Source organism: Paenibacillus profundus, from assembly GCF_021369635.1.
Lineage (GTDB): Bacteria > Bacillota > Bacilli > Paenibacillales > Paenibacillaceae > Paenibacillus_B > Paenibacillus_B profundus.
Genome location: NZ_JAJNBZ010000005.1, coordinates 94,130 through 117,049, shown reverse-complemented (window position 1 = coordinate 117,049; position 22,920 = coordinate 94,130). Strand labels below are relative to the sequence as shown.

22 protein-coding genes are annotated in these 22,920 nt (G+C 49.9%); 21 read left to right on the top strand and 1 reads right to left on the bottom strand.

Annotated elements, in window-relative coordinates; translation table 11 throughout:
• Positions 1-144 precede the first annotated feature (144 nt).
• The 21 genes from LQV63_RS09260 (at position 145) to LQV63_RS09160 (ending at position 21,555) form a co-directional block, all read left to right on the top strand.
• Positions 145-522: a nucleotide pyrophosphohydrolase gene (locus tag LQV63_RS09260; protein WP_019421881.1), complete on the top strand. Its 378-nt coding sequence runs from the start codon at positions 145-147 to the stop codon at positions 520-522.
• A 22-nt stretch (positions 523-544) separates the two neighbouring features.
• Complete coding sequence (gene dapB / locus LQV63_RS09255; protein ID WP_233696481.1) at positions 545-1,348, top strand: 4-hydroxy-tetrahydrodipicolinate reductase; 804 nt, start codon at positions 545-547, stop codon at positions 1,346-1,348.
• Between the two features lie 45 nt (positions 1,349-1,393).
• Positions 1,394-1,816 (top strand): methylglyoxal synthase, encoded by a 423-nt coding sequence (mgsA, locus tag LQV63_RS09250; RefSeq protein ID WP_019421883.1) that lies wholly within the window; start codon positions 1,394-1,396, stop codon positions 1,814-1,816.
• Positions 1,816-2,514 carry a bacillithiol biosynthesis deacetylase BshB1 gene (gene bshB1, locus LQV63_RS09245; RefSeq protein WP_233696480.1) on the top strand — a complete coding sequence of 233 codons (699 nt, stop codon included), beginning with the start codon at positions 1,816-1,818 and terminating at the stop codon, positions 2,512-2,514. The genes mgsA and bshB1 overlap by 1 nt, the downstream gene beginning before the upstream one ends.
• Positions 2,515-2,627: 113 nt before the next feature.
• A complete protein-coding gene (gene bshA / locus LQV63_RS09240; RefSeq protein ID WP_019421885.1) occupies positions 2,628-3,788 on the top strand; it encodes an N-acetyl-alpha-D-glucosaminyl L-malate synthase BshA in 1,161 nt (386 codons plus the stop codon).
• Between the two features lie 91 nt (positions 3,789-3,879).
• A complete protein-coding gene (locus LQV63_RS09235; RefSeq protein ID WP_233696479.1) occupies positions 3,880-5,190 on the top strand; it encodes a CCA tRNA nucleotidyltransferase in 1,311 nt (436 codons plus the stop codon).
• Positions 5,187-6,158 carry a biotin--[acetyl-CoA-carboxylase] ligase gene (locus tag LQV63_RS09230; RefSeq protein WP_233696478.1) on the top strand — a complete coding sequence of 324 codons (972 nt, stop codon included), beginning with the start codon at positions 5,187-5,189 and terminating at the stop codon, positions 6,156-6,158. Before LQV63_RS09235 ends, LQV63_RS09230 begins: the two co-directional genes overlap by 4 nt.
• A 294-nt stretch (positions 6,159-6,452) precedes the next feature.
• A complete protein-coding gene (gene panB, locus LQV63_RS09225; protein ID WP_233696477.1) occupies positions 6,453-7,322 on the top strand; it encodes a 3-methyl-2-oxobutanoate hydroxymethyltransferase in 870 nt (289 codons plus the stop codon).
• Complete coding sequence (gene panC, locus LQV63_RS09220; protein WP_233696476.1) at positions 7,319-8,206, top strand: pantoate--beta-alanine ligase; 888 nt, start codon at positions 7,319-7,321, stop codon at positions 8,204-8,206. Before panB ends, panC begins: the two co-directional genes overlap by 4 nt.
• Before the next feature lie 12 nt (positions 8,207-8,218).
• Complete coding sequence (gene panD, locus LQV63_RS09215; RefSeq protein WP_233696475.1) at positions 8,219-8,605, top strand: aspartate 1-decarboxylase; 387 nt, start codon at positions 8,219-8,221, stop codon at positions 8,603-8,605.
• 150 nt (positions 8,606-8,755) lie between these two features.
• Complete coding sequence (locus LQV63_RS09210) at positions 8,756-9,400, top strand: tetratricopeptide repeat protein (RefSeq protein WP_233696474.1); 645 nt, start codon at positions 8,756-8,758, stop codon at positions 9,398-9,400.
• 118 nt (positions 9,401-9,518) lie between these two features.
• The gene (gene dinG, locus LQV63_RS09205) at positions 9,519-12,404 is read left to right on the top strand and encodes an ATP-dependent DNA helicase DinG (protein WP_233696473.1); all 2,886 of its coding nucleotides are present in this window, start codon (positions 9,519-9,521) and stop codon (positions 12,402-12,404) included.
• A gap of 8 nt (positions 12,405-12,412) precedes the next feature.
• Entirely contained in the window at positions 12,413-13,060 is a 648-nt protein-coding gene (locus tag LQV63_RS09200) for a redox-sensing transcriptional repressor Rex (protein ID WP_019421893.1), read from the top strand.
• Positions 13,057-14,367, top strand: coding sequence for an amidohydrolase (locus tag LQV63_RS09195; RefSeq protein WP_233696472.1), 1,311 nt, complete (start codon positions 13,057-13,059; stop codon positions 14,365-14,367). Before LQV63_RS09200 ends, LQV63_RS09195 begins: the two co-directional genes overlap by 4 nt.
• 16 nt (positions 14,368-14,383) lie before the next feature.
• On the top strand, positions 14,384-14,905 hold the full coding sequence (locus LQV63_RS09190; RefSeq protein ID WP_233696471.1) for a cell wall elongation regulator TseB-like domain-containing protein: 522 nt from the start codon (positions 14,384-14,386) through the stop codon (positions 14,903-14,905).
• Positions 14,906-15,146: 241 nt separating this feature from the next.
• On the top strand, positions 15,147-15,707 hold the full coding sequence (locus LQV63_RS09185) for a histidine kinase (RefSeq protein ID WP_019421896.1): 561 nt from the start codon (positions 15,147-15,149) through the stop codon (positions 15,705-15,707).
• Positions 15,676-17,190: an AAA family ATPase gene (locus tag LQV63_RS09180; protein WP_233696470.1), complete on the top strand. Its 1,515-nt coding sequence runs from the start codon at positions 15,676-15,678 to the stop codon at positions 17,188-17,190. Before LQV63_RS09185 ends, LQV63_RS09180 begins: the two co-directional genes overlap by 32 nt.
• 132 nt (positions 17,191-17,322) lie before the next feature.
• The gene (locus LQV63_RS09175) at positions 17,323-18,195 is read left to right on the top strand and encodes a 3-hydroxyacyl-CoA dehydrogenase family protein (protein ID WP_019421898.1); all 873 of its coding nucleotides are present in this window, start codon (positions 17,323-17,325) and stop codon (positions 18,193-18,195) included.
• On the top strand, positions 18,192-19,403 hold the full coding sequence (locus tag LQV63_RS09170; RefSeq protein ID WP_019421899.1) for an acetate kinase: 1,212 nt from the start codon (positions 18,192-18,194) through the stop codon (positions 19,401-19,403). The genes LQV63_RS09175 and LQV63_RS09170 overlap by 4 nt, the downstream gene beginning before the upstream one ends.
• A gap of 16 nt (positions 19,404-19,419) precedes the next feature.
• Complete coding sequence (gene asnS / locus LQV63_RS09165; protein WP_233696469.1) at positions 19,420-20,715, top strand: asparagine--tRNA ligase; 1,296 nt, start codon at positions 19,420-19,422, stop codon at positions 20,713-20,715.
• A gap of 159 nt (positions 20,716-20,874) precedes the next feature.
• Positions 20,875-21,555 carry a DnaD domain-containing protein gene (locus LQV63_RS09160; protein ID WP_019421901.1) on the top strand — a complete coding sequence of 227 codons (681 nt, stop codon included), beginning with the start codon at positions 20,875-20,877 and terminating at the stop codon, positions 21,553-21,555.
• 692 nt (positions 21,556-22,247) lie between these two features.
• Here the strand turns inward: LQV63_RS09160 and mtnB are convergent.
• Positions 22,248-22,892 (bottom strand): methylthioribulose 1-phosphate dehydratase, encoded by a 645-nt coding sequence (gene mtnB, locus LQV63_RS09155; protein WP_019421902.1) that lies wholly within the window; start codon positions 22,890-22,892, stop codon positions 22,248-22,250.
• Positions 22,893-22,920: the final 28 nt, after the last annotated feature.

The window sequence follows — 22,920 nt, the reverse complement described above, 5'->3', positions numbered from 1 at the left end:
CTCCTTTTAGTGGGTTATAACTTACATCTTCATTAGTATATCGAATTCATTATTAGATAAAAAGCATTTGTTTTCCATACGGGTATACGTTAACATAGTAGCAGAATGTACTTTAAAAATGTACTGCGTAAAGAAGGGGATTGCATGACAAATACAGACGTAAAATCACTCTTGTCTTCGCTGCGCGACAAGCCGCTGTCACAGATGCAGCGAGAGGTCGATGAGTACATATCTCAGTTTCAAGAAGGATACTTCAGCCCGCTTGCCATGTTGGCCAGATTGTCTGAAGAAGTGGGAGAATTAGCTCGCGAAGTGAACCATTATTATGGTGAGAAGCCGAAGAAGTCTTCTGAGGCGGATAACTCAATTGATATGGAGCTAGGGGATATATTATTTATCCTGCTTTGCTTTTCCAATTCGCTTGGTATTGACCTGACGAAGGCACATGATGCATGTATGCACAAGTTCAATACCCGTGATGCGAATCGTTGGACTCGAATAGAGGAGCAGACAGAGGAATAGTCGCAGAAAGGATGAGGGCGAGATGGAACGAATTCGTGTAGCTGTAACGGGAGCTAGCGGGCGTATGGGCAGAGAAGTCGTGAAGATGGTATTGGAAGATGAAGCGTTGCAGTTGGTTGCCGCCATTGCTACGTCGGCAGGGTCGGTAGATGCCGCTTCGCTCGTTGGACTTCCGCCATGCGGCATAAAGGTGACTTCGGATCTGGAAAGCGCCTTGCAGCACACGCAGCCAGACGTTATGGTCGATTTTACGACGCCTAACACTGTCATGAACAACACGCTGCTCGCAATTCGCAGTGGCGTGAGACCAGTCATCGGCACGACGGGATTCAGCCCCGACGAGATCGAGCAATTGCAGCAGATGTGCCGCGAGCAACAGCTTGGCGGCTTGATTGCGCCTAATTTCTCGATCGGCGCAATCTTGATGATGCGCTTTGCCGCGCAAGCGGCAAAGTATTTACCCGATCTGGAAATTATCGAGTACCATGGCGATCAGAAGCTGGACGCACCTTCCGGTACGGCGGTGAAGACGGCGGAAATGGTGTCGAAAGTACGTGAGGAGCACCGTCAAGGCAATCCGCGTGAAGAAGAGAAAATCGAGGGCTCACGCGGAGGCTATTATGACGGATTTCGCATTCACAGCGTGAGATTGCCTGGTATATTTGCACAGCAGGAAGTGATTTTTGGAGGTTATGGACAAACTCTGAAAATCCGCCATGATTCGTATGATCGCGCGGGTTATATGCCGGGCGTTAATATGGCAGTGAAGAAAGTCGTTCAACTTCAGGAGTTAGTCTACGGATTTGAGCATTTGCTTGATGATTGATTGCCGCACCATTTGACTAGGGGATAGACAACGGAGGGTTACGACATGTTAAATATCGCATTTATCGCACATGACCGAAAAAAAGACGAGATCGTTAATTTCGTTACCGCCTATGAAAAGGTATTTGAGGATCATCAATTATACTCTACGGGCACGACGGGCCTGCGGATTATGGAGCAGACCGATCTGCGCATCCACCGCTTTCAATCCGGTCCATTGGGCGGAGACCAGCAAATCGGCGCCCTTGTGGCGGAAAATGAAATGGACTTGATTATTTTCCTGCGCGACCCGCTGATGGCACAGCCGCACGAGCCGGATATTATCGCATTGCTTCGTCTATGCGATGTTCAGGGCATTCCGGTTGCGACGAACATTGCAACGGCGGAGATTTTGGTGAAGGCGCTGGAACGCGGTGATTTCGCTTGGCGTGAGTTGGCTCATAAATATAAACCGGGAGTCGAGGAGTAATGAACGGTCTCGATATATTGGCCTTTGGCGCTCATCCCGATGATGTAGAGATAGGGATGGCTGGGACTATTGCAAAGCATACGGCCCAAGGCTTCAAGGTCGGCATTTGTGATCTGACGGAGGCGGAAATGTCTTCGAACGGTACGGTTGATTTGCGACGTGAGGAAGCGAAGCAGGCGAGCGTTGCGCTGCGGCTCTCTGTTCGGGAAAATCTGCGTCTGCCAGACCGGGGGCTGCAGGTATGCTCCGAGCATATTGATGCGGTCGTCGAGGTGATTCGTCGTCATCGTCCGCGCATCGTGTTCATGCCTTATTGGGAAGACCGCCATCCAGATCATATACAATGCAGCCGGATCGTGCAGGAAGCAGTGTTTAACGCGAAATTGCGGCGCTACCTGCCTGAGCTGGATGAACATCTGGTGGAGCAGGTTTATTTTTATTTTATTAATGATGTCGCATCGGCGCAACTGCTTGTAGATGTGACAGCGGTTTACGACATGAAGCGCGCAGCGCTGCATGCGTATGCTTCGCAATTTACGAAGCCGGACGGCAGCGGTACTTTCGTTGCGACACCTTTGAATCAGGGATACGTGGAACGGGTGGAGGCGCGGGATACTCTCTTGGGCCAGACACGTGGGTTTGCGTTTGCTGAGGGCTTCGTCGTAAAAGGTCCTTACGCGGTCTCATCGTTCTTATAGAGTTCGTTCGAAAAGCCGCTTTTGATCACGAACATCGGGCTTCTAAATTAGAGATAAATCATTCTGCTGTCGTAACAGGTGGATACCATGTCACGATAAGAGGAGGGAAGGGCATGAACGAAGGACTCAAAATCGGCATAACGTGTTATCCGTCTCTCGGCGGTTCCGGGGTCGTTGCAACGGAGCTTGGCAAGCTATTGGCTGAGCGAGGACATCAAGTTCACTTTATTACGCACAATATACCGTTTCGCTTAGGCTCGAGCTTTCAGAAAAACATCCATTATCATGAGGTGGAAGTGAACGATTATTATGTCTTTCGTTATCCGCCCTATGATTTATCGTTAGCGAGCAAAATGGCGCAGGTCGCCAATTTGCAGCAGCTGGACTTGCTGCATGTGCATTATGCGGTTCCGCATGCAGTATGCGCTTATTTGGCCAAGCAAATGGCTCATCCCGATCTGAAGGTAGTGACGACGCTTCATGGCACCGACATAACCGTGCTGGCGCAAGACGAGTCGCTTAAAGATATGATACGATTTGCTATTAATAAAAGCGACGCGGTGACAGCCGTGTCGAAAGATTTGATCCGAGAAACGCGTGAACTGCTGGATATCGAGCGACCGATCGATTTAACATATAATTTCGTAGATAAACGAGTGTACTATCCGCGTGATTGCTCTCAGCTGCGATCGGAATTTGCGTATCCATTCGAGAAGATAATGATGCATATCTCGAACTTCCGCCCTGTAAAGCGGGTGAGTGATGTGGTTGATGTGTTCGCGCGTGTGCAAGAGAAGGTCGCTTCGCGTCTTGTATTCGTGGGGGAAGGACCGGATATGCCAAAGGTTCAATGCAAGATTCGCGAAATGGGGCTAGAGGACCGCGTCCATTTTCTCGGGAAGCAGGATGAAATCGCACAAGTTATTTCACTTGCCGATTGCCTGCTGCTTCCATCGGAGAAAGAAAGCTTCGGACTCGTTGCGTTAGAAGCGATGGCGTGCGGTGTTCCGACCATCGGTTCGGAAGCAGGCGGTATCCCTGAATTGGTTACGCACGGAGAAACGGGTTTTTTGGCTCCGATTGGTGAAACGGAGACGATGGCAGAGTACGCGATTCAGCTGTTGTCGCAGCCGATGCTAGCACAGAAAATGCGGGAAGCATGCCTGCACCGTGCCCGTCACGTGTTCTGCAATGATCTGATTGCAAGGGAATACGAGAAAATATATTATCGGGTGTTGGGCAAAGAGGTTGAAGTGCCGAAGCCTGTATGCTAATCGGCGGCGATATAGATAGCAATGTCGAGCTGATGCGCGCAATGGTTCCCATCATTGCGCGCACTTGTGTGTAAATGAGGTGTGTTGCGTAATGGGTATAATTGGAAAAGGCGAACTATTTACAGAAGCGCATGATGTCATGAAGCGGCTCATGGCGGAGGGCTACCAAGCATATATGGTCGGCGGCTGCGTACGCGATTCGCTCCTAGGGCGTCCTATCAACGATGTCGATATTGCCACCTCGGCGCTTCCGGAGCAGGTGCTGTCGCTGTTCCCCCGCGTCGTGCCTACCGGGCTTCAGCACGGTACTGTGACCGTGGTCATGCCGACCAACACTTACGAAGTGACTACATTTCGTAAGGAAAGCGCGTACGAGGGCCACCGTCGTCCGGAAGAGGTGGAGTTCATCGGCGATCTGGACGAAGACTTGATGCGGCGGGACTTTACGATTAATGCGATGGCGATTGATGCGGATGGGGAGCTGCATGACCCGTTCGGCGGCGAGGCCGATCTGGAGCAGCGACTTATCCGATGTGTGGGAGACGCGGAGCAGCGGTTCCGTGAAGATGCGCTGCGCATGCTGCGATGCGTTCGCTTTGCGGCTATCTTGAGCGGCCGGATTGCGAAGTCGACGTGGAGGGCGCTATGCCATGAGAAGTCGACGCTCGTTTTCGTCGCGATGGAACGCGTGCGTGACGAGCTGTGGAAGTTGACGGCAGGGGCCGACCCAGCGCGCGGCTGGGCCCTGCTCTTGCGCAGCGGGCTCCTTCAGCATACGAAGGAGCAGCTGGGCGCATTGGCGTCGACCGAGTCGACCCGGTGGCAGCCGCTGCTGTGCGCGCTCGGGCGAGTGACATCGCCCGAGCTGCGCCTGGCGCTGCTGCTCCTCGGGCACGAGGTCGACGAAGGAGAGGCGAAGCGCATTGCGCTGGCGCTTCGCCTCTCCGGGGCGCAGCAGGACGCGGTGCTTGGCGTCCTGCGCGCGGAGGCGCGGCTGGCGGCCGGCGGCAATGCCGCCTTAGCCGCTGCCGCCGTGCCAGGCGGCGCCCAAGCGTGGCGCCGCCCCTTCGCGCAAGCGCTCTTCGCCTATGGCGAAGACGCGCTGCGCGGTTGGCTCGCTTGCCGCAGCGCCCTGGCGGGCGTGGGAGCGGCTGGCGAGCCGGCGGCTGCTGTGCAGCCGTTCCTCCAACATGGTCAGGCTTGGTTGGAGGACATTCCCGTCCGCCGCCTGCAGGATATTGCCCTGACGGGCTCGGATCTGCTGCAGGCGGCGGAGCGGGTGGCAGGGCCTTGGCTGGGCCATAGCCTCGAAGCAGCTTGGCTCGCCGTCGCCCTGCAAGAAGTGCCGAATGAACGCGAAGCGTTATTGAAATATGCTGTGAAAGAGTGGAAGGAACGATGAGCGACCAACTGTTGGAATGGTTTCAAGAACACCCCGGACAATACATATCTGGGGAAGAGATTAGCCGCCATCTGCAAATTACGCGCACGGCGGTATGGAAGCAGATTAATCGGCTCCGGGCAAAAGGATACGAATTTGAAGCCGCGCCTAAGCTCGGCTACCGCCTTATTCAAATACCGACCCGTCTTGATGAGATCGCTCTATTGACGAAGCTGAAGACGAAGACGCTTGGACGGCAAATTCGAATTCTGGAGAAGACGGAATCGACGCAAAATGTTGCCGCCGAGTGGGCGAAGCAAGGAGCGGAAGAAGGAGCGATCGTCATCGCCGAGGAACAACTCGGCGGCCGCGGCCGCCACGGGCGGGGCTGGTATTCGCCGCCAGGCAAAGGCATTTGGATGAGCATGGTCTTGAAGCCGCGCATTCCGCTCCAATTTACGCCGCATTTGACGCTCCTGTCCGCGGTGGCGCTGTGCCGGGCGATGAAGCGCCTAACGCATGCCAATTTGGGCATCAAATGGCCTAATGATATTTTGATTGACGGTAAAAAGGTATGCGGGATTTTGCTGGAATCGTACGCAGAGGACGAACGGCTCGTGCATGTCATCGCCGGCATGGGGATAAGCGTCAATCTTGATCAAGCTGATTATCCGCCTGAGCTGCAACCGATTGTCACCTCCTTGAAGGCGGCATCAGGACAGGAAGTAGACCGTGCTACCTTGGTGGCGGAGTGTCTGTTAGAATTGGAGCAGTTGTATCAGCTCTATGAAGAACAAGGCTTCGGACCAATTCGCACGCTATGGGAAGCGCAGAGCGTCACGATTGGACGCAGCTTGTCTGTCGAGACCCCATACGGTGCCGTTCACGGCGTCGCGCAAGGCCTGGATGAATCGGGGGCGCTTGTATTAGTAGGCGAAGACGGCAGCTGCCGCAAAGTTTTTTCGGGAGATGTACATTTTACAGGGTGAAACATGCTCTACTTTCTGTTATACTAATGGCGGCAAGGCGGTATCTGTATAGAACCGCACTCGCCCCCAACTAAGCAAGGAACTCGTGCTGACAAGTACATATTCCTTGATTAACGTGGTGCACGTTTCTGCTCTGAGCCGAAGGGACCGAGACAGAAGGACGTCCGCTTGCGACCTCTTTTTATCTTTTGGGACCTTTTTAGTGGAAACGCTAAAAGGTTTTTTTGTTTTGCGCACACTAAAAAGTGCGTGCCAACCTCTAAAAAGAGATGTAAAGGAGATGAACAGCACGATATGATCAAGCGAAAACTACCGCTAAGTATTGTGAAAATGAAGACGATGAAAGAACAAGGTGAGAAGCTGGCCATGGTTACCGCGTATGATTACCCATCCGCACAGTTGGCTGAGGAAGCCGGTGTCGATTTGATTCTGGTCGGTGATTCTTTGGGCAACGTCGTCCTCGGCTATGATTCCACGCTGCCAGTCACATTGGATGATATGGTATATCACTCCCGCGCCGTGCGTCGTGGAGCGCCCAACACGTTTGTCGTAACTGATATGCCGTTTATGACCTACCACAGTTCAGTGGCCGAGTCCATGTCCGGCGTGCGCCGGATTATGCAGGAAGGGCATGCCAACGCCGTGAAGATGGAGGGTGGCGCGGAGATTGCAATGATGGTGGATGCTTGTGTGAAAGCAGGCGTGCCAGTGCTCGGACATATAGGACTGACGCCGCAATCCGTTCATCAATTGGGAGGGTACCGTATTCAAGGCAAGACGCTGGAAGACGCCAAGCGCTTGCTTGAAGATGCTCTCGCAATAGAGCGTGCCGGAGCTTTTGGCATTGTGCTTGAACTCGTAACAGAACAAGTGGCGGCCTATATTACGGAGCGGCTGTCAATTCCAACTATAGGAATTGGCGCGGGAGCGCGCTGTGACGGACAAGTGCTCGTCTTTCACGATATTTTGCGCTATACCTCGGATTATCGCGAGAAGCGCTTCGTCAAGACTTATGCCGACATCGGAACGACGATTCGAGACAGCATCGCGTCTTATGTAGAGGACGTGAAGCAGCAGGCGTTTCCGCAGGAAGCGCACGCCTTCACGGCTGACGACGAGGTTGCTGGAGAGCTGTACGGGAATGGAAAGGTGAAAGCTCCATGATTGCAGCAAGAACGATGGCAGAACTGCGCGATGCGGTTCGTCAGTGCACACAACAGGAAATACATCGAGCCGAATGCCCTTCCATAGGCTTCGTGCCGACAATGGGGTTTCTGCACGAAGGTCATGCCAGTCTGATGAAGGAAGCAAAAAAACAATGCGGCATCGTCGTATTAAGCATATTTGTCAATCCGATTCAATTTGGTCCGAATGAGGATTTAGAGCAATACCCAAGAGATGAGGCACATGATTTAGCAATGGCGGAACAGAACGGAGTGGATATCGTATTTCTTCCTACCGCCGAATTGATGTACCCGGAACCGACGAAGACGATGGTTCAAGTCCAGGGTGTAACGGCTCCGCTCTGTGGAGCCTCCCGCCCAGGACATTTCGACGGTGTCACGACGGTTGTCGCGAAGCTGTTCAATCTGGTGAAGCCGGATAAAGCGTTCTTCGGGATGAAGGATGCCCAGCAAGTGGCTGTCATACAGCAAATGGTAAAGGATTTGAACTTTGACGTCGAGATTGTGCCGTGCCCGATTGTGCGTGAAGGGGACGGTCTTGCGCTCAGCTCCCGCAACATCTATTTGTCTGCAGAAGAGCGTGAGCAGGCATTGGTGCTGTCCCGTACGTTGCGTCAAGTCGAAGCTTGGCTGGAACAGCGTCCAGACATGACGGCGCCTCAACTGAGGGACAACATCATCAAGTCGATTCAGGAAGCGCCGCTTGCAGATATCGATTATGTGGAAGTAATGCAATTTCCTTCACTTGAAGCGCTATCGCCAGAACAAGCGCTGGCGAATACGGATCATCGCGTATTGATTGCACTGGCCGTACGGTTCGGTCGAACTCGATTGATTGATAACCGTTTACTGGAGAACAAATAGGGGGAATGTGCCATGTTACGTGAAATGATGAAGTCAAAAATTCACCGGGCAACCGTTACCGAAGCCAATTTGAACTACGTTGGCAGCATTACGATTGACGAGCATCTTATGGAATGTGCCGATATTTGGCCGAATGAAAAAGTGCAAATAGTAAACAATTATAATGGTGCCCGTTTGGAGACTTACGTCATTCCAGGGCCAAAACATTCTGGCGTAATCTGTCTGAATGGAGCGGCTGCGCGCCATGTACAGCCCGGAGATAATATCATCATCATTTCTTATGCTTCCATGACGAATGAAGAAGCGAAGCAATATGATCCAAAAATCGTCTTCGTGGACGCGGACAATAAACCGGTCGAGCTCGCGACGCAGACCGAAACGTATGCGACTGTTCGTTAATCGTTAACGGCATCATCAGGAATCGGAATTGACAAGCGAAGGCACTGCTCGGGAAACGTTGGAGCATCGAATGAAATGCATCCCCTTAACACAAAATGAACGTGAGCCGCAAGATGACGATACGCATCACTTGTAAAGGTGGGATGAATCGTGCTGCAACATGTATTCGCAACGATGAACGACTTGTTGGATGATATTATTCGGCAGTATCCTCATGCACAAGGCAAAGAAAAAAAGGAATTGGATCACCAAATGTCATTGCTTCGCTCCATGAGCGATCTCATTGTGGAGGAATGGCTGCAGTTTGAAGAAAAGCTTGCGCAGCTGCGTCCTCGCGGCAAGGATGCTGCTGGCGGTAAGATGAAGAAGGAACAAGAGATCTCGGCACCCGATTATGGCGATCCTTTTCAACGGGGCCAAGGATATTATTTGTTGATGATGTATAAGGAAGCAGTCAAGCATTTGGAGCAAGCGGCGCTTCATCAGCCGGACAATATTGAAGTGCGGGCTTATCTGGCCATGGCGTATTTGAACATGGGGCGAAGCCAGGAAGCCGGACATCATTTCGAATTCATCATTCCTTTAACGGAAAGCAAGTGCTTGAAGGCCATCGCGTATAATGCGCTCGGTTGTATTCAAGCGGAGCAGCGCAACTTGTCTCTGGCGCAAGAGTATTTTGCGAAAGCCCACCAGATGGATCCTTCATTGCCAGAACCGGTCTTTAATTTGAAGGTGTGTCTGTCGAATTGCGGTCATCTGCAGTACGGTGCCGGAAATATGAACCACATGCAATAAGATTATTTAGAGGGGAACATTCGTGCGAAGTACGCACAGATGTTTCCCTCTAGTCATTTCCAAATGACCGAACATCTGTTATGCTAATAACAGTAATTGCGAGAGGAATTATATTAAGATGAGATTTGCTGTATTGGACTTTGAAACGACAGGCAATCAGCCTAACGATGAAATTATACAAATCGGACTCGTCATTCTCGGTCACGATTTACAGATGGAACGCGAGTATCATACGCTCGTTCGGCCGACCATCACAATTCCTGAATTCATTACGCAATTAACCGGAATTGGCAATGAGGATGTGCAGGATGCGCCAGACTTGGATAAAGCGATGACAGGGCTTGTTCCATTGTTAAGTGACGTCGTGCTCGTCGGACATAATGTTGCGTTCGATTATCAATTTCTGCGCCAAGCTCTAGAGCAGACCGGTTATTTACCGTTTACCGGACGTATTCTGGACACCATTGAGCTGCTGCGGATACTGTTCCCTTCACTGCCGTCTTATCAGTTGGGATCGGTTGCGCATGAATTCGGAATCATCCATGACCGACCGCATCAAGCCGACAGCGACGCGAGAGCGACAGCCGATGTATTTATCCGCTGCCTGCAAGCGATCGATGACTTGCCGCTTCTGACTCTGCAACGTATTGTGGATGTATTTGGCGATCAAGAAGAGCGCGATTTAAAGTGGATGCTGGTGGAGAAGCTAAATGAACGTGAGCGGGACGTGTCCGATTGGGACGAGAAGGAAGGTAACTTTCCATTCCGTCAGCTAACGTTGAAGCAAGGGGATTGGACGGATACCCTTCCTCCGCGTGAAGGTTCAGAGAGCAGTCCGCTCAACAATGTGACGTTCCGTGGCTTTATGGATGAAGTGAGGAACAATTTGGCGAGTCTGTTGCCGAATTACGAGCCGCGTGAAGCTCAGGAACAAATGTTTAACGAAGTGATGGAATGCCAGGAGCAGGACCTTCATCTCTTGATTGAAGCTGGAACAGGCACTGGGAAATCACTTGGATACTTGCTCCCTTCCTTATATTACAGCGTATCTCAAGAGAAGAAAGTGATTGTTAGCACGCACACTATCAATTTGCAAGAACAGTTGAGACAGCGTGATTTACCGCTTCTGGAGAAGATTGTTCCGTTTCCTTTCAAAGCTTCGGTGTTAAAAGGACGCAGTCACTATTTGTGTTTGAGAAAATTTGAACATAAAATAAATCATAGAGAGTTCGTTCATGCGCGTGACGACAGCATAACCGCTGCTCAGTTTCTCGTCTGGCTAAGCCAGACGGAGCATGGCGATGATGAGGAGCTGCATTTGGTCCACAAAGGTCCAGATTTCTGGGATACGGTGTCCAGTGATAGCGACTCTTGTCTGAACCGGGCTTGCCCGTGGTTCCGGCGCTGCTTCTATCATCGGGCGAAGAATGAAGCGAATTTGTCGGACATTATTATAACGAACCATTCTCTGCTGTTCACCGATGTCATTGCCGAACATCGTCTGTTGCCTACCTATGAACACTTGGTCATAGATGAGGCTCATCATTTTGAAGAGACGGCAGGCAAACATCTAGGCATTCATTTGCAATATTTTTCACTCATTCATCCGTTAACGCGGCTATTCAAAGACAGCAAGAATGGAGCATTGATCTTGCTTCAGATGCGGCTCCGCCTATCCGGTCACGAGAAAGCGCTTATCTGGGCAGAAGGAATCGACAAGCTGCTCACGCAAATCGTCGACGTGAAGGAACAATGGGACCGTTTGAATGAAGTCTTGTTCCAATTGCTTCCTCCGACTGAGAACGGACAAGCCGAAGCCGCCGGGCAGACGGTATTCCGGTTGCCGTCGGGCGAACGTCCAGAAGCTTGGGCTGGCATCACCGAGCTGGAAAGCGACATCCATGTCCGGCTTAGCGATATTGTTCGGTCAGGAGAGAAGCTGGCCAACGAATGGAAGGATTACGATGACGATGAAATTCAGGGCGTTGTCGTGGACGTGACGGGATTGTTCAAAGAATTGGGCCTAGTTCGGGATGAATTCCGCAACTTTATGCAGGGGAAAGACCCGGAAACGGTCTACTGGATGGAAGGTAATTCCCAGTTCAAGCATAAATCGATGCATATGTACGCAGTCCCGGTCGATGTGAGTGATGCACTGAAACGGTATTTTTTTGAACCGAAGAAAAGTGTAATTCTGACATCGGCTACGCTGTCGGTCGATAAATCATTCCAGTTCGTGGCAGAACAAATCGGGCTGAAGGATGCGGAGCGGGATGGACGGCTGCACACGGTCATATTACCGTCACCGTTTAATTACCGGGAACAGGCATTAGTCGTTATCCCACGTGATTTCCCGAGCGTAAAGGGCGCATCAGATGCAAAGTTCAACCAGATGTTGACGCAATCGATAGCGGATGTCGCGCAAGTAACGAGAGGACGAATGCTTGTGCTCTTCACCTCGTATCGCATGCTGCGGGACGTATATGCGCCTTTGAAGGAAGCGCTGAGCGTTCACGGGATTCACGTGCTTGGACAAGGCATTGACAGCGGTAACCGCAGCAAGCTGACCCGCAGGTTCAGGGAGCAATCCGCTTCCGTCTTGCTGGGGACGAGCAGCTTCTGGGAAGGGGTAGACATTCCTGGAGATGCACTCACGTGCTTGGCGATTGTTCGACTTCCGTTCCAGCCGCCGAACCACCCGTTGGTGGAGGCAAAATCAGAGCGGCTAAAACGGCAAAATCAGAATCCATTCCGGAAGTATTCCGTGCCGCAAGCCGTTATCCGCTTTAAGCAGGGATTCGGCCGATTGGTGCGGACCTCGCAGGATAAGGGAATCGTCATCATCTATGATACGCGCGTGATCGAAACAAGCTATGGCAAGCACTTTTTATATTCCTTGCCGGGACCAAAGATGGAGCATATGGCTGCAGAGCAGTTGGTTCCGCGCATTGAAACGTGGTTGGACGATAATCAAAAGACGTTGAAGAGCGATGAGGGGACATGATTTAAGATATGAAAACATTGAAAATATCTGAAGCTGTTGTTCGACGTCTGCCGGTCTATTTGCGTCATTTGATAGAACTGAAGCAGCGTGAAGTATTGACAGTTTCTTCTCAGGATTTGGGCCAGAAGCTGGATTTAAATCCAGCGCAAATCCGCAAGGACTTGGCTTATTTTGGAGATTTTGGACGCAAAGGCATTGGTTATGACGTATCTTATTTAATACAGCAAATCCGTCATATATTGAAGCTGGACCAAATTATTAACGTTGGCTTGGTCGGTGCCGGTAAACTGGGGCATGCGTTGTGCAATTACACGGTCTATTTGAAAGACAACATGAAAATCGTAGCTGTGTTCGACGCCATGGAGTCCAAGATTGGCACGGATATTAATAATCTGAAAGTTCAACCTATGAGCGAAATGATCACAACGGTTCGAAATCAGCACATCCGTATCGGAATTATTACGGTTCCGGCCGCGGAAGCGCAATATGTAGCGGAGCAATTCGTCGAGGCCGGTGTAGAAGCCATTTTGAACTTTGCGCCTGTTATTTTGAAGGTTCCGTCTCATGTGCGCGTGCATACTGCCGATTTCACAACGGATTTGTTTAGCCTGGCTTATTATTTAACGGATCAGGGAAAGGAAGTTCCAGTCCAATGACAAAGCGAATCATTATTGAAAATGGCGCCTTTGCGGTACTTAATGCTCAATCCGGGCAAACCTCAATCAAGGGAACGATGGTTATTGAAAATGATCGAATTGTCCACTTGGGAGATTCACTTCCCGCGCAGTTCGATACGAGTGATGCAGAGAGAATAAACGGCAAAGGTCTGTTCTTCCTGCCTGGTTTAATCAATACGCATGGTCATGCTGCGATGTCGCTCCTGCGCGGGTATGGTGACGACATGGTGCTGCAATCGTGGCTGCAGGAGAAAATGTGGCCAATGGAAGCGAAATTTACGTCACAGGATGTGTATTGGGGAACCGCACTCTCCGTCGTTGAGATGCTTAAGGGCGGAACCACAACGTTCGTCGACATGTATGATCATATGGATGAAGTCGCTAAAGTCTGCGAACAGTCTGGCATTCGGGGCTGTCTGATGCGCGGCGCAATCGGGCTGTGTCCTGAAGACGTCCAGGATGCGAAGCTTAAAGAAGCGGTTCAATTCGCAAAAGACTGGAACGGCAAGGCGAATGGACGGATTACAACCGTGCTGGCGCCACATGCGCCATATACGTGTCCGCCGGCATTCATTGAGAAGTTCGTGCAAGCGGCACATGATATGGATTTACCTCTTCATACACATATGTCGGAGACGAAGGCGGAAGTGGAACAGAACGTGAAGGATTATGGGCTCCGTCCGGTTGCTCATTTAGAGAAATTAGGCTTCTTTTCGCGACCGTCGTTCATTGCACACGGGGTACATTTGACAGATGAAGAAATTGCGACTCTGGCTCACTACCATGTAGCCGTGTCTCATAATCCAGGCAGCAACCTCAAGTTGGCGAGCGGTGTAGCTCGGGTTCCTGAATTGTTGCGCGCAGGCGTTGTCGTCTCTCTCGGAACGGATGGTCCGGCCAGCAACAATAACTTAGACATGTTCGAAGAAATGCGGCTTGCTGCGCTCATACACAAAGGAGTATCGGGAGATCCAACCGCGATTCCGGCTGCAGAAGCGCTGCGCATGGGTACCGTATACGGGGCGAAGACGATTTCGCTTCCTGATGTAGGATTGCTTGAGGTCGGTATGAAGGCAGATATGGTTGCGGTAGATATCGATCAAGCTCACTTCATTCCACATACGGATCTCGTATCTCACATGATTTACTCCGCTTCGGCTAAAGATGTGAAGCATGTGTGGATTGATGGAGAACAGGTCGTGAAGAATGGCGAATGCCTGACGTTAGATGAAGAACGTATCCGTCATGAGACGCAGCAATGCTTCGAGCAGCTGCTGCAGCGATAAGCGGGGGGATTTATTCATGGTAAGAAGCCGCACACGTCGGCGTTCCAAATGGAAATGGTATATCCCGCTGGCGGTTCTTATTCTGATTCTTCTCATTGCTGCCGTATATATGTATGTGCAATATATAAATGCTGATGAGCGAGTGAAAGAAGCTGATATCATTCGCCGAGCGAATGATAGTGTAAAGCTCACAGAAATATCCGGTGTCGAGAAGAGCGTATGGGACGACATTGTCTATGTTGTTGAAGGTAAAGATGAACAAGACCAAGAACGACTGGTGTGGGTGTTTCCGAAGAAAGTCGTATCTATGTACGCCTTTGAAGGAATAAAAAAAGATGCGATGAAAGCAAAAATAAAAGAGCAATATAACAAGGTTCACATCGTACGGCTTATTCCCGGATATAAAGACGGGCAATATGTATGGCAGGCGATGCTGGAGCGAGCGGACGAACAGGGCGCCAACCGCTATTATTATCAATTTTATCTGTTCGCCGACGGTTCACCGATCGGAGAAATCTACGGGCTGCCTAATAAATAACGATGGACCACCTGTCAAGTGCTCATTACACCGTATTCTTGCAAGTGACGCGATTGAAGCGTTGCAGCGAGAATGCGGTGTTTTTTTGTTGCCAAGGGGATTGGCAGCTATGGTACACTTTACATTCAACTTCAGTGTATATACTATGATATACTCTAACATGTACTGAATGATATATTTCATGTATTCAACAAGCGCCGTTTTCATGTAGATAGATTAGAGTGTGAGGAGGTATTTCAGCATGACGAAAAAAGTTCGTATCGCGCCTACCATCCTGATTATGATTGTGACGGGCGCCGTACTGTTCGGTGGATGGGCGTTGTATCAGACTAATTTTGTGAAGCAGCCAGTGGAACAGATCGTGCAAAAGCATGCTGAGATTACACAATATCATGTTGACTGGCAGACCGACGCGATGAAGGTTCAAATTCAGACGAAGCCGGGTGTCGATGTCCGTGAATTGGTTCAGCAGCTGAATGGCGACTTGGAAAAGCAAGCAAAAGGGAAAAAGGTAGTTATTGAATATATGAATGACCATAGCACGCCGAAAATCGATAAATGGTGGTCCCAGGCATTGTTTGATGTCGCTGAAGCGATGGTACATCAAAAATATAGTCAAATTCCATCACGTCTGCAGCAGCTGCAGCAGCCGGGGATAGAAGTTCAGACGGAAATGGACAACCAGTATGTATATATTACGGTGAAGGATGGACAAGGCAGCAAGACGTTGCTGCTGCCGTTAGAAGGTACACGGATGGGGGTGTGGCCGTATGAGAAATCGACAATCGATGCGATGGCCTGAGTGGGTCATCGGCGTATCCATTCCACTCCTGTTGTTCATTATTTTCCTTGGAGTGAATGTGTGGCCGATCGTACTGGCTGCCGCCGCAATAGGTGTATTGGCGTTCGTAGCGCAGCGTCGTGGTGCGGGTATGGCAGCAACCTCTGGCCGCAAAGATTCACGAAGTCTTAAAGTCACTGCAATGAGCTTCGATAACATCGGGGGTCAAGAACGTGCCAAAAATGAGCTGGTAGAAGCTTTGGACTTCCTGGTTCGCCCTGACGCGATCAGTAAATTCGGAATACGTCCTCTAAAGGGCATTCTACTAACTGGTCCTCCGGGGACAGGGAAGACGTTGATGGCCAAGGCGTCGGCCCATTACGCAGACGCGGTGTTCATTGGAGTATCCGGCAGTGAGTTCGTAGAGATGTTCGTTGGGGTCGGTGCTGGCCGGGTGCGAGAGCTGTTTAAGGACGCGAGACAGCGTGCCGTGAAGGAGAAAAAAGAGAACGCAGTTATTTTTATCGATGAGATTGACGTTATCGGCGGTAAACGTGAAGGCGGGCAACAGCGGGAATACGATCAGACATTGAACCAATTGTTGACGGAAATGGACGGTTTATATGCGGATCAGACGCCAAGAATTCTCGTGATGGCAGCGACAAACCGTAAAGAGATGCTAGACAGCGCCCTGCTGCGTCCGGGTCGGTTCGACCGTCATATTCAAGTGGATATGCCGGACAAGAAAGGCCGTCGTCACATTTTGGATTTGCATGCGGATAACAAGCCGCTGGCCGATGATGTCAATCTGGACCGGATTGCGGAAGAGACGTTCGGATTTTCCGGTGCACAGCTTGAAAGTGTACTGAATGAAGGCGCGATTTATGCGATGCGTGAACAGGCTGACTTGATTTCGACAGCACATTTATCGCAGGCGATTGATAAGGTGCTGATGGGAGAGAAGAGCGACCGCGAGACGAATCAGGAAGAACGGCGCCGGGTCGCAATTCATGAATTGGGTCATGCAATTATGGCGGAGCTAGTCCGTCCGGGAAGCGTATCTCAAGTTTCATTAAGTCCGAGAGGTCAAGCGCTTGGCTACGTCCGACACCAGCCGCAGGAAGAACGTTATTTGTATACGAAGCCGTTCTTAGAAGAACAGATTATGATCGCGCTGGGTGGAGCTGCTGCTGAAGAAATGTTCTATGGGAACCGCAGTACAGGCTCCCAGGGAGACTTCGATCAAGCGCTTAATATTGTCGAGACGATGATTAATGCAGGCTTGACCAGCTTGGGAATTGTACGCCTGAAGCATCTGTCTCCCGATGTCTTGACAAAAGAGACACAGGCGATTATGTTAGATTTGACGAATCGCACGCATGAGCTGTTGAAAGAGCACCAGGAAGCATTCGAGCGCTGTCTGAAGCATTTGATTGAAGAAGAGTACGTAAGCGGTGAGAAATTCCGGTGTCTATTATGTGACAAGAAACAATTACCAGCGTGAAAATGCGCTGGTTATTTCTTTTTATTTTCAACAATCATGTTAAGATAATATTAGGTACCTATGCACTGATAACGCGAGCTATATCTCGGGTACACTATGCAGAGCATAGCAACATGAAAGGTGGAAGAGACCATGTTTTTCAAAAAAATCGGCGTCATTGGCGGCGGTACAATGGGCCAAGGCATTGCAGAAATGCTTGCTGTGAAAGGCCTGGACGTGCTGCTAGTGGAGCAAACGCCGGAAAAGCTGGACCATGCATACGAAATGATTGAAACGAGCTTGGACAAACAGCTGGAGAAATGGGCTATCACTCAAGCGGAAAAAAAATTAATTCTTTCGCGCATACATAAGGTGACGCATCTGGCTGAACTTAGTGCATGCGATATGGTTATAGAAACCATCTCCGAAGATATCGAAGCGAAGAAAAGCGTATTTGCGGAGCTGGATCGCGTCTGCCCTAGCAATATCATTCTGGCAAGCAACACATCGACATTGTCTTTGACCGAATTGGCGAGCTCTACGAAATATCCGGAGCGAGTTATCGGTATGCATTTCATTCATCCAGTTTCGAAAGTGGATCTTGTCGAAATTATCCGCGGGTTAAAAACATCAGATGCTACATTTGATGAGACGAAGCGGTTTGTTGAAGAAGTTGTGCAGAAGAAAGGCGTTATGGTGTATGAATCGCCGGGCTTCGTCACGACACGGATTATTTGTAACTTAATTAACGAAGCGTTACATGTGCTGCAAGAAGGAGTCGCATCTGCAGAAGATATCGACAATGCGATGCGAATCGGATACAATTTCCAATATGGTCCATTAGAGATGGCTGACCGCTTTGGTCTCGATTCCGTACTGGCAGCGATGGAGCGCATGTTCCGTGAATTCGGCGACATTAAATATCGTCCGTCCGTATTGTTGAAAAAAATGGTCCGCGCCGGTCACCTCGGCGTGAAGACGGGCGTCGGATTTTTCAACTATGACAAGGATGGGGATAGATTATGAAAGTACTAGTCATTAATGCGGGAAGCTCCTCGCTTAAATATCAGTTGTATGACATGACGGATGAGTCAGTATTAGCAGCAGGCCGGGTGGAAAGAATTGGAATGGATTCTTCCATTCTCGTACATGAGCCTCACCATACGGATGAGATTACCGAAGTCAGCGAAATTTTGGACCATACAATCGCGATTCGCAAAGTATTGGACAAGTTGACGGATCCAGAAGTCGGTGTCGTGAAATCTACAAGCGAAATTGAAGCCGTTGGCCATCGGGTCGTTCACGGCGGTGAATCATTCAATAACTCCGTGCTTGTAGACTCGAATGTAAAAGCGGAAATTCGCCGTTTGTTCGAGTTGGCGCCGCTTCACAATCCGGCTCACATGATGGGGATCAAGGCGGTCGAAGCGAACATGGGTAACGTACCGCAAGCGGTCGTATTCGATACGGCTTTCCATCAGACGATGCCTGCGAAAGCTTACATGTATGCCATTCCGAAGGTGCTCTACAAGAAGCACAAAATCCGTCGTTACGGCTTCCATGGCACATCTCACGATTATGTAAGCAAACGTACGGCAGAAACGCTCGGACGCCCGATCGAAGATTTGAAAATCATCACATGTCATATCGGTAACGGTGCAAGCTTGACGGCCGTGCAAGGTGGACAATCCGTTGACACTTCGATGGGGATGACACCACTCGAAGGCTTGATGATGGGAACACGCAGCGGTGATTTGGATCCTGCTGTTGTGCCATTCACGATGATGAAGGAAGATTTGACTGTGAACGAAGTGAACTCCATGCTGAACAAGCACAGCGGCTTGTTGGCGATTTCTGGCATATCCAGCGATATGCGCGAAATTACGGACGGTATGGAAGCAGGCGAACCAAATGCAACATTGGCTTTTGAAATGTACACTTATCGTGTTCGGAAGTATATCGGTGCTTATGCGGCTGCGATGGACGGAGTAGATGCAATCGTGTTCACAGCCGGTGTAGGGGAGAACTCTATCGTGATTCGCCAACATGTGTGCGAGCAGTTGACATTCCTTGGCGTTGAAATCGATCGGGAACTGAACAAGATTCGCTCTAAAGAACCGCGCCGCATCTCTACGCCGAATTCGAAAGTGGAAGTGCTTGTCATTCCGACGAATGAAGAGCTAGTGATTGCACGCGATACGTATCGCCTCGTGAAAGAAGCAAAAAACGTATAAGGGAGAGAGCGAACCGATGGCGACAACTTGTGTCATTCGCGAAGTGAGCCGCCATGTAGGCGAAGAAGTCCGCATGGGCTGCTGGCTCCACAACAAACGTTCCAGCGGCAAGATTCAATTTTTGCAGCTGCGTGACGGCACCGGCTTCATTCAAGGTGTTGTAGTAAAGAGCGAAGTGCCTGAAGAAGTATGGGAAGCTGCAAAGAGCTTAACTCAGGAAAGTTCATTATATGTAACTGGGGTTGTGCGTGAGGAACCACGTTCGAAATCCGGTTATGAAATGACAGTGACGAACGTAGATATCATCCAATTAACTGAAGATTATCCGATTACGCCGAAAGAGCATGGCGTCGATTTCTTGATGGATCACCGTCATTTGTGGCTGCGTGCGCCAAAGCAACATGCCATTTTGACGGTCCGCGGAGAAATTATCCGTGCGGTTCAGCAGTTCTTCGATGAGCGCGGCTTTACATTAGTAGATCCGCCAATTTTGACGCCTTCTTCCTGCGAAGGAACAACCGAGTTGTTCCATACGAAATATTTTGAAGAAGACGCCTTTTTGACGCAGAGCGGACAGCTGTATATGGAAGCAGCAGCGATGGCTCTCGGCAAAGTGTATTCCTTCGGACCGACATTCCGTGCCGAGAAATCCAAAACTCGTCGTCATTTAATTGAGTTCTGGATGATAGAGCCAGAAATGGCGTTCGTAGATCATGACGAGAACCTGCGGGTGCAGGAACAGTTCGTATCCCATATCGTGCAATCCGTCTTGAAGAACTGTCGTGCGGAGCTGGAAACATTGGGACGCGATACTTCCAAGCTTGAAAAAGTGGTTGCGCCATTCCCGCGCATTACCTATGATGAAGCGATCAAGTTTTTGCAAGAGCAAGGCTTTGATATTCCATGGGGAGAAGACTTTGGTGCGCCGCATGAGACGGCAATTGCGGAGAAATATGAGACACCGGTCTTCATTACGCACTATCCGACGAACATTAAAGCTTTCTATATGAAGCCAGATCCGAATCGTGCGGACGTCGTGCTTTGTGCTGATATGATTGCGCCGGAAGGCTATGGTGAAATCATCGGAGGTTCGCAGCGGATCGATGATCCTAAGCTTCTGGAAGAACGATTCCGCGACCATGAGCTCTCTTCAGAAGCGTATCAATGGTACTTGGATTTACGCAAATACGGCTCTGTTCCACATTCCGGCTTCGGGCTCGGACTTGAACGTACCGTAGCGTGGATTTGCGGTCTGGATCATGTGCGTGAGACGATTCCATTCCCGCGCATGCTGTATCGTTTATATCCATAATGCATGTGAAGCAAGCTTGCTATCCCGTATCGCTTACAGCGGTACGGGATTATTATTAGCGGCACATAAAAAGATTGAAAACGTTACCAAATGTGACTTACTAAAAATTTCGTTTTGTGCGACAATAGGATAAGTATAAAGCGGAGAGGGGATTAACGTATGAGTGGGGACGCTTTTCGAACCTTCGCCAAAGGAATGGCGCTCGGATTGCAATCCGGCAGCGTAAGCGTGCCATATCATTTGCTGCGCTATTGTCGGCAGTTAAAGTTGAGTGATACAGATGTGATGCTGTTCATTCATCTCATCGGCTTCAAGCAGCAGGAAATGAAAGACTTTCCTACTATTGATGAGCTTCAGGAGCGAATGGGATCTTCCCCAGATGCGGTCATTAAGTCGCTGCAGAAACTAATGAAAGACGGCTTCTTAAATATTGATGAGGAAATAGATCCAGAGACGGATGTGCAATACGAACGGTATAATTTAACCGGCCTATGGGAGAAGCTTGCCGTCGTCATGGCGGAAGAGTTTCGCGCCGAACGCCAGAAGCTGCGTACTGTAACTTCATTCTCCGAAGCCGAACCGCCTAATCTGTTCAATATTTTTGAAAAAGAATTTGGCCGTCCGTTGTCACCAATGGAATGCGAGACGATAGCTGGATGGATTGATCAGGATCGTTATCCGGAAGAATTGATACTGTTGGCATTGAAGGAAGCGGTCTTTGCGGGGAAAGTACATTTCCGCTACATCGACCGTATTTTACTGGAATGGAATCGCAACCGCGTCCACTCCATTGAAGACGCTAAGGCGTATACGCAGAAGTTCCGCTCCGGCGGAAGATAATGAACCGCACTGCATGTGAGATGCAGCGCGGTTTTTTTTATACAACTGAACGGATGTGCTGCTGCTCAACCTTGTGCTGAACCGATTTTGCAATGGAGCTTCAACACCACCTCGCAGACATATTCGGGATGAGTGACGCGGAGCATGTGTGCTGCATCTGGCACGGTTATGCTGATGTTGATAACGCGTTAGGCGTACCATATTAATATCTCTTTGTTCACTCTCCCCCACAATCAGAAAACGTGTACACGTAACCTGTACACGTAACCTGTACACGTTCAGAAAAAAGCGGACACGTAACCTGTCACACTTGACGCCACACAAGCGAGCATACAACTGAATTTTGATGGTCCGTCATGAGGTTTTTGGAGACGTATTCTGGAGGAGAAGACTAAGAAACGATTCTGAACAACCGATTGATGCTGTCACTAATGCAGCACTTAACGAGCATAAGAGGAAGTATGAAGTATGAAGTATGAAGTATGCATAAGCTCTGCCTTATCAAACTGCGGGATGAACTCTTTGCTGGCTCTGTTTCTGAACGGACGGGAGAATGAACATAAGGACTTGGAAAGCATACACAACGACAGGTTAGACATTGGATACGGACATAGTAGACAACGGTTGGCATGACATCAAAAAACCCGTCCAAATGGACGGGCATATTATGCCGAAAAAAAATGGAATGAGCGCTAACGCAGCGCCTGCATACGGTATACGTATTCGAACAGGAACTCGAACGCTTCCAGATGGCGTTTTGCCTCAAACGAATTGGCGCCCCATGCATAAATTCCGTGCTTGCGCAGCAGAATTCCCGGTATACGGGGGTCAAGCTTCTCCGTGATGCACGGTACGATGCGAGGGATGTCCGCATAGTTAGGCACGATCGGAATTGCAATGCGGGCGTCTTCCTCCCATATATTGAATGCTTTAATGAGCTCGACACCTTCCACAGGAACAGCTTCCTGATCCCAGAATAGCTCCGATATGACGTTATTCCATACCGTGTGCACGTGGAAAATGGCGCCACAGCCCGTCATTCGATAAATTTCACAATGAATGAGTGTCTCTGCGCTCGGTCTGAGCTGTGTGCACTCTGTGGGCTTCCCATGCTCATTGACAAACAAAAAATCCTCGGGGGTATGAATCGATTTATCTTTACCGCTTGCCGTAATAGCAAATTGAAAGCGGCCCTCTTCGATGTCACTGGCACGTACGGACAAATTGCCGCTTGTTCCCGGGAACCAGTCACGTGCAGCAAATTGTTCCTTGATGGAACGAAGCTCGGCAAGGGCGCGCTGCTTCTCTTCTAATGTGAGATTCCCGATAGATATCATTTTGCTGCCTCCATTCACTGAATTATAA

Excerpts from the sequence above, each read along its gene's own strand:
- LQV63_RS09260 (WP_019421881.1), top strand. The coding sequence starts at position 145 with ATGACAAATACAGACGTAAAATCACTCTTGTCTTCGCTGCGCGACAAG.
- dapB (WP_233696481.1), top strand. The coding sequence starts at position 545 with ATGGAACGAATTCGTGTAGCTGTAACGGGAGCTAGCGGGCGTATGGGC.
- mgsA (WP_019421883.1), top strand. The coding sequence starts at position 1,394 with ATGTTAAATATCGCATTTATCGCACATGACCGAAAAAAAGACGAGATC.
- bshB1 (WP_233696480.1), top strand. The coding sequence starts at position 1,816 with ATGAACGGTCTCGATATATTGGCCTTTGGCGCTCATCCCGATGATGTA.
- bshA (WP_019421885.1), top strand. The coding sequence starts at position 2,628 with ATGAACGAAGGACTCAAAATCGGCATAACGTGTTATCCGTCTCTCGGC.
- LQV63_RS09235 (WP_233696479.1), top strand. The coding sequence starts at position 3,880 with ATGGGTATAATTGGAAAAGGCGAACTATTTACAGAAGCGCATGATGTC.
- LQV63_RS09230 (WP_233696478.1), top strand. The coding sequence starts at position 5,187 with ATGAGCGACCAACTGTTGGAATGGTTTCAAGAACACCCCGGACAATAC.
- panB (WP_233696477.1), top strand. The coding sequence starts at position 6,453 with ATGATCAAGCGAAAACTACCGCTAAGTATTGTGAAAATGAAGACGATG.
- panC (WP_233696476.1), top strand. The coding sequence starts at position 7,319 with ATGATTGCAGCAAGAACGATGGCAGAACTGCGCGATGCGGTTCGTCAG.
- panD (WP_233696475.1), top strand. The coding sequence starts at position 8,219 with ATGTTACGTGAAATGATGAAGTCAAAAATTCACCGGGCAACCGTTACC.
- dinG (WP_233696473.1), top strand. The coding sequence starts at position 9,519 with ATGAGATTTGCTGTATTGGACTTTGAAACGACAGGCAATCAGCCTAAC.
- LQV63_RS09200 (WP_019421893.1), top strand. The coding sequence starts at position 12,413 with ATGAAAACATTGAAAATATCTGAAGCTGTTGTTCGACGTCTGCCGGTC.
- LQV63_RS09195 (WP_233696472.1), top strand. The coding sequence starts at position 13,057 with ATGACAAAGCGAATCATTATTGAAAATGGCGCCTTTGCGGTACTTAAT.
- LQV63_RS09190 (WP_233696471.1), top strand. The coding sequence starts at position 14,384 with ATGGTAAGAAGCCGCACACGTCGGCGTTCCAAATGGAAATGGTATATC.
- LQV63_RS09185 (WP_019421896.1), top strand. The coding sequence starts at position 15,147 with ATGACGAAAAAAGTTCGTATCGCGCCTACCATCCTGATTATGATTGTG.
- LQV63_RS09180 (WP_233696470.1), top strand. The coding sequence starts at position 15,676 with ATGAGAAATCGACAATCGATGCGATGGCCTGAGTGGGTCATCGGCGTA.
- LQV63_RS09175 (WP_019421898.1), top strand. The coding sequence starts at position 17,323 with ATGTTTTTCAAAAAAATCGGCGTCATTGGCGGCGGTACAATGGGCCAA.
- LQV63_RS09170 (WP_019421899.1), top strand. The coding sequence starts at position 18,192 with ATGAAAGTACTAGTCATTAATGCGGGAAGCTCCTCGCTTAAATATCAG.
- asnS (WP_233696469.1), top strand. The coding sequence starts at position 19,420 with ATGGCGACAACTTGTGTCATTCGCGAAGTGAGCCGCCATGTAGGCGAA.
- LQV63_RS09160 (WP_019421901.1), top strand. The coding sequence starts at position 20,875 with ATGAGTGGGGACGCTTTTCGAACCTTCGCCAAAGGAATGGCGCTCGGA.
- mtnB (WP_019421902.1), bottom strand. The coding sequence starts at position 22,892 with ATGATATCTATCGGGAATCTCACATTAGAAGAGAAGCAGCGCGCCCTT.